Consider the following 6,652-nt stretch of genomic DNA (forward strand, 5'->3'; position numbering starts at 1 on the left):
ACTTAGTACGCGTAACGCAGTTTAAGCTCTTCTGGATGCGGATTCAGATAGACTTGATTCTCAATATAAGGCGTTGGAAACTCACGGATATAATGGTTAATCAAGGTCATTGGTACCAAGATGGGTTGCAAACCTTGGTTATACTTTAAGATTGATTCAGCTAGCTCCTCTTTCTGCGCACTCGATAAGTGTTTTTTAAAGTAGCCTTGCATGTGCTGTAGCGCACTGGTGTGATTCTTTCGAGTCGCTTTAATCTTAAGGATCTGCATAAAGCCGGTGAAATACTCTTCGGCAATTTTATCTAAATCACCGGTCATATCCGCTAGTAACGGTCCCAGCTCGCGATACAGCTTCGGACAATGCGCCATTAGCATGTATTTATAACGCACGTGGAAATTTAAGACATTACTCTTAGTAAAACCAGACGCCTGCAGGCAATGCCAATCATGATATGCGTAAACGCGAGTGAAAAAATTCTCACGAATAACCAAGTCATGCAGCCTGCCCTCCTCCTCAACAGGTAATAAAGGATAACGTTCCATCAACTTACGCGCATAAACGCCAATGCCTGATTTCCAGCCATTATTAGTCCCTAGCTTGTATTCCGTCACACGTTCCATACCGCAAGTCGGCGATTTTGCACATAAAATGTAACCACCCAAAAAGCCTAGTTGTTCCACTTTTTTAGTGCTGAACTCATTCAGTTTATCGGTGACATCAATTGAGCCATCGGCACTTTTAACGTAAATAACATCACCGTCTTTTTCAAGTCTAACCGACTTTCTTGGCGCGCCCATACCGATTGCCATTTCAGGGCAAACAGGCACGTAATCGAAATGAGGAGCTATCTCTTTACGGCAATAGCCTGATGCTTTATGTCCGCCGTCGAAACGGACTTTCTCCCCAAGTAAGCAGGCGCTAATTCCGATTTGAATTTTGTCTGAATTAAAATGGCTCATGATATTACTCCCTTAATTTTGAAGTCATTACGCAACATACTTGTACAAGGATCACTTTTTTGTACAAGTGTGAAATTTAGTATGGCACTCCTTTGCATTTTGGCAAAAAAAACGCCAGCTAATTGCTGGCGTTTTTAATAATTAAAAAATAGATTTGAGTTTATTAACGTTCTCTATTAGCAAACCTTTCCAAGCTCCATACCACTAAGATACCGGCTAACATGGCGATAACGGCATAGGTAAGCAATGACGCTTGTCCGGTTACCTGCTCATACTGCAGCGGCGATAGGATACGTTCATCTAGCGGTACCATCTCTCCTTTAGAGTTCTCTCGAAAACTAAGCACCTCTTTCCAAGGCCAGATTTTACCTAACGTACCCAGCATTAATCCGGTTAAGAACACCAATGTTGCGTCGTGATACTTACGCAACAGAAGAGACAACACATGACTAAAACTCAATAACCCCGTTGCAGCTCCAGCTGCAAACGTTGCCATAATCGCCAGATCAAAACTTTTAACCGCGCCCATAACCGAGGTGTACAGACCGAGTAGCAATAAAATAAAACTACCGGAAATACCCGGTAAAATCATCGCCGTAATAGCGATGCAGCCACCGATGAATACATTCAGATAAGTCATTTCTAACGCAATAGGGTTCAACATGGTGATCCCCCACGCGATAACGATACCAATAACAAATAAAACCAAGCGACCTAAAGTGAAACCCTTAACCTGTTTCAACATATGCACCACTGAAATGAGGATTAAACCAAAGAAAAATGACCAAACAGGAATAGGATGCGTATGTAATAAGTAGGAGATCAACTTAGCTAAGGTGAGAATACTGGTTAAGATCCCACCAAAGACACACACTAAGAATGGGCCATTGATATGCATAAAGGCCGCTTTAATACCTTGCTCTTTAATCACCCAAAACAAAGAGGGTCTAATCTTTTTAATACTGTCGAGCAGCTGATCTAAGATACCGGTAATAAAGGCGATAGTACCGCCCGAAACACCCGGTACAACATCTGCTGCGCCCATTGCCATCCCTTTAAGGTAGGTCTTTAAATAATTCACTTTATTCCCTAATATCAGTCAAAAACTGGTTTCTGCCAAAATTATACTTCTCTATCCTCTATAAAAGGAAATGAAGTTTATCTTTACCCCGAAATGAGTCTGACGCTAGTAATTGATGTTAATTCAATGTTAACCTCATCCGACCAGTAAGGTTCACAAGGAAGAAGATGAGCAACGCAGCCCACAACAACAAGCCGACAAAAGTGATGTCACTCTACAAGCGTGTGACCCGATTGCCTTTTGGCAATAAGATATTTTCACTCATGGTCTGCCGAATGGCGCCTTACTTCGGTACAGTTAACCCTTTTATTAGTGAATTAAAAGTGAATAAATGCGTTTGTCTCATTAAAAAACGCAAATCAGTTCATAATCATATTAAAACGGTACATGTCATCGCGATCTGTAACGGTCTTGAGATGGCGATGGGCACGATGGCCGAAGCTTCTATTCCCAACCATTTACGTTGGATCCCAAAGGGGATGAGTGTTGATTACACCGCTAAAGCGGGTAGCGACATCACCTGTGTGGCAGAAGTTACGCCTGAGCAATGGGCAGTGGGTGATATGTTAGTCGCTGTCACGGCTTACGACACAGAAGGTGTCGTTGTGGTGCGGGGATCGATTAAATTATGGATCTCAGAGAAACCACCGAAAAAATAACATGCCTTAATCGCCGGCTAATGAAATAACCCTTCATTGGCCGGGTAGATCCTGCTATTATTTCGGCAATTATCGAAACATAGATGCTTAAATCCAGTGTCTAGCGTAAATCAACTGAATCGAGCTTATGAACATTGACGTCGCAGCCAAAGCACTAAAAGAACTTGGACACCCAACGAGACTGACGTTGTTTCGTTGTCTTGTAAAAGCAGGATATGCAGGCTTACCGGTCGGGCAACTGCAAGAAACATTACAGATCCCGAATTCAACCTTGTCACATCACCTTTCAAGCTTAATGTCTGCAGGACTTGTGAAGCAACAAAGAGAGGGACGAGTGTTGCATTGTATCCCTCAGTTTGATTGCTTAGACGGGCTAATTTCATTTCTGCAAGATGAGTGCTGTACCGACGAAAAGTGTTAAGCGCAGTTAACACTTACTCAGCAAGGTAGAGATGCCCCGTTTTGACAAAAATAATGGTGTCCTGTTCAACAAAAGGAAAATGCTCACTCATATGTGGGCTCCGCAGCCAGGTGTATTGCGGGTAAGCGCCATGCTCATCGTTAAACTCACCACTAATAACAAAGATCTCCTCGCCGCCAAAATGACGATGTGCTTGAAAACGCTCTCCGGCAGGCCATTTAACCAATGCCACATGCTCATGCTCAAACTCATGGAGAGGCATAACCTGTAAACCACCCATTCCTTGGCGCCAATCATGAGTGTGAGTGCTTACTCTCACCGTTTTTAAATCATGCTTATCAAACTGGTTTAACTTTACTAGCAGTACGCAGCCATCTTGGCTAAACGGTGCATGAGCACTCCCCGGTGGGTTACGAATATAAGTGCCCGCAGGATAATCACCGTCTTCATCAGAGAACACTCCCTCTAGCACTAAAATCTCTTCACCATAAGGGTGATAGTGACTCTTAAAGCGCGCCCCTGCGATGTATTTAACGATGCTGGTCGTGTGACCACTTTCAGCTGCAGCGCGTTCAAGCGGCTTACGAAATACCGTAGGAGAAGGACTGTCTAACCAGGGTAACTCTTGGGTTTTAATAACCACTTTTTGACTCAAGTCCATATTTAACATCAATTGCTCCTTCACCTTTAATAAAATTGCGGTTAATTACGGCCAGCCATAACGCCGCCATCCACATCCCAAATCGCCCCTGTAACCCAGGCGGCTTGATCTGATAATAGATGCACAATCGTTTGCGCGACATCAATGGCAGTACCGACTCTACCAATGGGGTGAAAAGCATCGAATCCCGAGATAGCCTCATCCAACTCTTCAGGCTTGATAAACGCCGCATAGATGGGTGTTTTAACCACGGCGGGGGCAACAGCATTCACGCGAATATTGCTATCAGCCAGCTCCATCGCCATATGTTGTGTCAGTGCATGTAATCCCGCTTTGGCCATTGAATAGGCTGATGATGGCGTGGCTTTAACCGCTTGCTTAGCCCACATAGACCCTATATTGACGATACTGCCGCCACCGTGCAACTGCATATTACTCGCAACCACTTGCGACATTTGAAACAGGGCTTTATTGAGTTGCATGTAAATATCGTAGTCAGCAGAGGAATGCGCTAAGAAGGGCTTAGGGTTGAAGTAACCCGCCGCATTCACTAAGTAATCTATTTTACGCTCCAGTGTGCTTAACGCTGTGGCTAATCGCTCTACATCTGTCTCCTGTTGCAGGTCAGCTTGTATGGTGCTCACGGCGCCCAAAGCAGATAGCTGCGTGGCGGCAATATTGAGTTTATCAACATTGTTGCCGATGATAATCACTTCTGCACCCTGCTTTAGCAGCAGCTTAGCCGTTGCCAGCCCAATGCCGCTTGATCCACCCACAACGATGGCTAGTTTTTTATCATTGATCTTGTTACTCATAAGGCTCACTCATCTGATTTAGTGTGGTAACCTTAAACAATGAATATATGTCTGAATAGTAAGCACAAATTAGTACCATAGGTACTTTTTGGTACATATTTATGAATCTAAAAGAAAAATTAATTCCAAGAAAATCGGGCCCGGCTAAAACAGCCAGAATGGTAGAGACAATTGTTGGCTGTAAATGGTCATTAACTGTCTATCAGCTGCTGGAAGATGACATCAATCGCCCTGGCGAAATGGTCAAATCGGTAGAGGGTTTAACCACAAAAGTGTTGAACCAGTGCTTAAAACGCAATATCGAATTTGGTATTTTGCAGAAGGTCAGTTATCCAGAGATCCCACCACGAGTCGAATATAACGTGACCGACTTTGGGCAAAAGTTTGTGCGTATTTTAAAAGACTTAGAGTCACTACAACTTGAGATAGATAACTAGAAGAGGACACCATGCAACAAGGCGTACTGACCCGATGGGATGATGCAAAAGGCTTTGGTTTTATAACCCAAGCAAATGACAGTAATGACATTTTTGTACATGTATCCAGTTTCAAATCAAAAGTTCAACGCCCTAAAAATGGCGATGTTATTAGTTTCAAGAATACTAGAAATAGTAAGGGTAAGTCGCAAGTCAGTATGGCTAAAATCATAGGGCAAGCCCCAGGCACGACAAAAATGGCTAAGCGCTCGGCCAAATTAAGCATGGTCAGTTTATTTGCTATCACTGCAATCATCAGCGCAATTGTACTTTATCAATTTGCTTTACTGCCGCTAACCGCGCTTATCTACATGTTCGTCATGTCGAGTATGACCTTTATTGCCTATGCACTGGATAAACGCGCCGCACGCCAGCAGCGCTGGCGCGTTAAGGAATCGACATTACATCTATTTTCCCTGCTTGGTGGTTGGCCTGGCGCTCTGATTGCGCAGCAACTTCTTAGGCATAAGTCCGCTAAAACCCCGTTTAAAGTGCTGTTATGGCTAACCATACTGCTTAACATTGGCATTAGCTACATCGTTCTCTTTACGCCACAGGGCGCTGAGTATTTTCAACAGTTCCAGCGCATGCTCTAAACGACTGTAGATTTACCTGTGGGTATCGAGTCTATATGATTGCAATCAAACTGAATTTAACTCAAACAAACTCAACCAAAGTGAATTAATATGAAAATGATATTAGCGGTAGTCGTCATTGCCGGCGTGATTTTTTACTTCTTTACCTCAATGAATAACCAAAAAGTGTCAAAAGAAAATATTGAACTAGGCAATGCCTTTCTTGCTGAAAACAAGTTAAAAGAGGGTGTATCAACAACCGCCTCAGGCCTGCAATATCAAGTATTGGCCGCCGGTGATGGCACTGTTCATCCAAAGGCAAGTGATACCGTCACGGTTCACTACCACGGCACTTTAATCGACGGCAGTGTATTTGATAGCTCTGTTGAACGCGGCGAGCCTATCGACTTTCCACTTAACCGCGTGATTAAGGGTTGGACTGAAGGGGTACAGCTCATGGTCGTTGGTGAGAAAACTCGCTTCTTTATTCCCAGTGAATTGGCCTACGGTAATCGCAGTGCCGGCAAAATTAGCGGCGGTTCAACACTTATCTTTGATGTCGAGCTTATCAGCATCGACTAGATAGCCGTATAAAGACAATAAAAAGCCCGAATGTGCAAACATTCGGGCTTTTTTGTTAGAGGCTTAATAAGTGGTCTTACGCTTCGTAACCGAACGGATCATCGATTGAATGAGCCGGCTTAGTAAACCAAACCGCGCCTTATGCAGTCATGTAGAAATGGTCTTCATGACGAACACCATATTCCCCCAGAACACATAACAATTGATGACTCGTTACTCATCGATAATAGCAACTAGCAAATAACGAATAACGCTCTTAAGCCTTAAGCTTCGTAACCGAACGGATCATCGATTGAGTGAGCCGGCTTAGTGAACCAAACCGCGCCTTATGCAGTCATGTAGAAATGGTCTTCATGACGAACACCATATTCCCCCAGAACACATAACAATTGATGACTCGTTACTCATCGATAATAGCAACTA

At 43.6% G+C, this 6,652-nt stretch carries 9 protein-coding genes and 2 pseudogenes; 5 read left to right on the plus strand and 6 right to left on the minus strand.

Annotated features, from left to right (window positions below; translation table 11 throughout):
- Positions 1-2 precede the first annotated feature (2 nt).
- The gene (locus L2729_RS11530; protein ID WP_248988401.1) at positions 3-959 is read right to left on the minus strand and encodes a YbgA family protein; all 957 of its coding nucleotides are present in this window, start codon (positions 957-959) and stop codon (positions 3-5) included.
- A gap of 163 nt (positions 960-1,122) precedes the next feature.
- Positions 1,123-2,040: a polyprenyl-phosphate transporter gene (locus L2729_RS11535; RefSeq protein WP_248988402.1), complete on the minus strand. Its 918-nt coding sequence runs from the start codon at positions 2,038-2,040 to the stop codon at positions 1,123-1,125.
- A gap of 167 nt (positions 2,041-2,207) precedes the next feature.
- Here L2729_RS11535 and L2729_RS11540 point away from each other — a divergent pair, with 167 nt between their 5' ends.
- Positions 2,208-2,699, plus strand: coding sequence for a hotdog fold domain-containing protein (locus tag L2729_RS11540; RefSeq protein ID WP_248988403.1), 492 nt, complete (start codon positions 2,208-2,210; stop codon positions 2,697-2,699).
- Between the two features lie 127 nt (positions 2,700-2,826).
- Positions 2,827-3,120, plus strand: coding sequence for an ArsR/SmtB family transcription factor (locus tag L2729_RS11545; protein WP_248988404.1), 294 nt, complete (start codon positions 2,827-2,829; stop codon positions 3,118-3,120).
- Between the two features lie 13 nt (positions 3,121-3,133).
- Here L2729_RS11545 and L2729_RS11550 read toward each other — a convergent pair whose 3' ends face one another.
- Both L2729_RS11550 and L2729_RS11555 read right to left on the minus strand, forming a co-directional pair.
- Positions 3,134-3,790: a cupin domain-containing protein gene (locus L2729_RS11550; RefSeq protein WP_248988405.1), complete on the minus strand. Its 657-nt coding sequence runs from the start codon at positions 3,788-3,790 to the stop codon at positions 3,134-3,136.
- 32 nt (positions 3,791-3,822) lie between these two features.
- Positions 3,823-4,596, minus strand: a complete 774-nt coding sequence (locus L2729_RS11555; protein WP_248988406.1) for an SDR family NAD(P)-dependent oxidoreductase — start codon at positions 4,594-4,596, stop codon at positions 3,823-3,825.
- A 101-nt stretch (positions 4,597-4,697) separates the two neighbouring features.
- On the opposite strand from L2729_RS11555, the gene L2729_RS11560 reads away from it, so the two are divergent.
- From L2729_RS11560 to bamJ, 3 genes are all read left to right on the plus strand, one after another.
- Positions 4,698-5,033, plus strand: coding sequence for a winged helix-turn-helix transcriptional regulator (locus tag L2729_RS11560; RefSeq protein WP_101091248.1), 336 nt, complete (start codon positions 4,698-4,700; stop codon positions 5,031-5,033).
- Between the two features lie 11 nt (positions 5,034-5,044).
- Positions 5,045-5,668, plus strand: a complete 624-nt coding sequence (locus L2729_RS11565; protein ID WP_248988407.1) for a DUF1294 domain-containing protein — start codon at positions 5,045-5,047, stop codon at positions 5,666-5,668.
- 90 nt (positions 5,669-5,758) lie between these two features.
- The gene (gene bamJ, locus L2729_RS11570) at positions 5,759-6,229 is read left to right on the plus strand and encodes a BamJ family beta-barrel-assembly machinery protein (protein WP_248988408.1); all 471 of its coding nucleotides are present in this window, start codon (positions 5,759-5,761) and stop codon (positions 6,227-6,229) included.
- A gap of 76 nt (positions 6,230-6,305) precedes the next feature.
- Here the strand turns inward: bamJ and L2729_RS11575 are convergent.
- A pseudogene (locus L2729_RS11575) lies at positions 6,306-6,431 on the minus strand (aminopeptidase P family protein); the annotation flags it as partial.
- A 61-nt stretch (positions 6,432-6,492) separates the two neighbouring features.
- Positions 6,493-6,618, minus strand: a pseudogene (locus tag L2729_RS11580) (aminopeptidase P family protein); the annotation flags it as partial.
- Positions 6,619-6,652 lie beyond the last annotated feature (34 nt).

Source organism: Shewanella gelidimarina, from assembly GCF_023283945.1.
Classification (GTDB): domain Bacteria; phylum Pseudomonadota; class Gammaproteobacteria; order Enterobacterales; family Shewanellaceae; genus Shewanella; species Shewanella gelidimarina.

Bases quoted from the DNA above. Each gene is read 5' to 3' on its own strand.
- L2729_RS11530 (WP_248988401.1), bottom strand. From the start codon at position 959: ATGAGCCATTTTAATTCAGACAAAATTCAAATCGGAATTAGCGCCTGC.
- L2729_RS11540 (WP_248988403.1), top strand. From the start codon at position 2,208: ATGAGCAACGCAGCCCACAACAACAAGCCGACAAAAGTGATGTCACTC.
- L2729_RS11545 (WP_248988404.1), top strand. From the start codon at position 2,827: ATGAACATTGACGTCGCAGCCAAAGCACTAAAAGAACTTGGACACCCA.
- L2729_RS11550 (WP_248988405.1), bottom strand. From the start codon at position 3,790: ATGTTAAATATGGACTTGAGTCAAAAAGTGGTTATTAAAACCCAAGAG.
- L2729_RS11555 (WP_248988406.1), bottom strand. From the start codon at position 4,596: ATGAGTAACAAGATCAATGATAAAAAACTAGCCATCGTTGTGGGTGGA.
- L2729_RS11560 (WP_101091248.1), top strand. From the start codon at position 4,698: ATGAATCTAAAAGAAAAATTAATTCCAAGAAAATCGGGCCCGGCTAAA.
- L2729_RS11565 (WP_248988407.1), top strand. From the start codon at position 5,045: ATGCAACAAGGCGTACTGACCCGATGGGATGATGCAAAAGGCTTTGGT.
- bamJ (WP_248988408.1), top strand. From the start codon at position 5,759: ATGAAAATGATATTAGCGGTAGTCGTCATTGCCGGCGTGATTTTTTAC.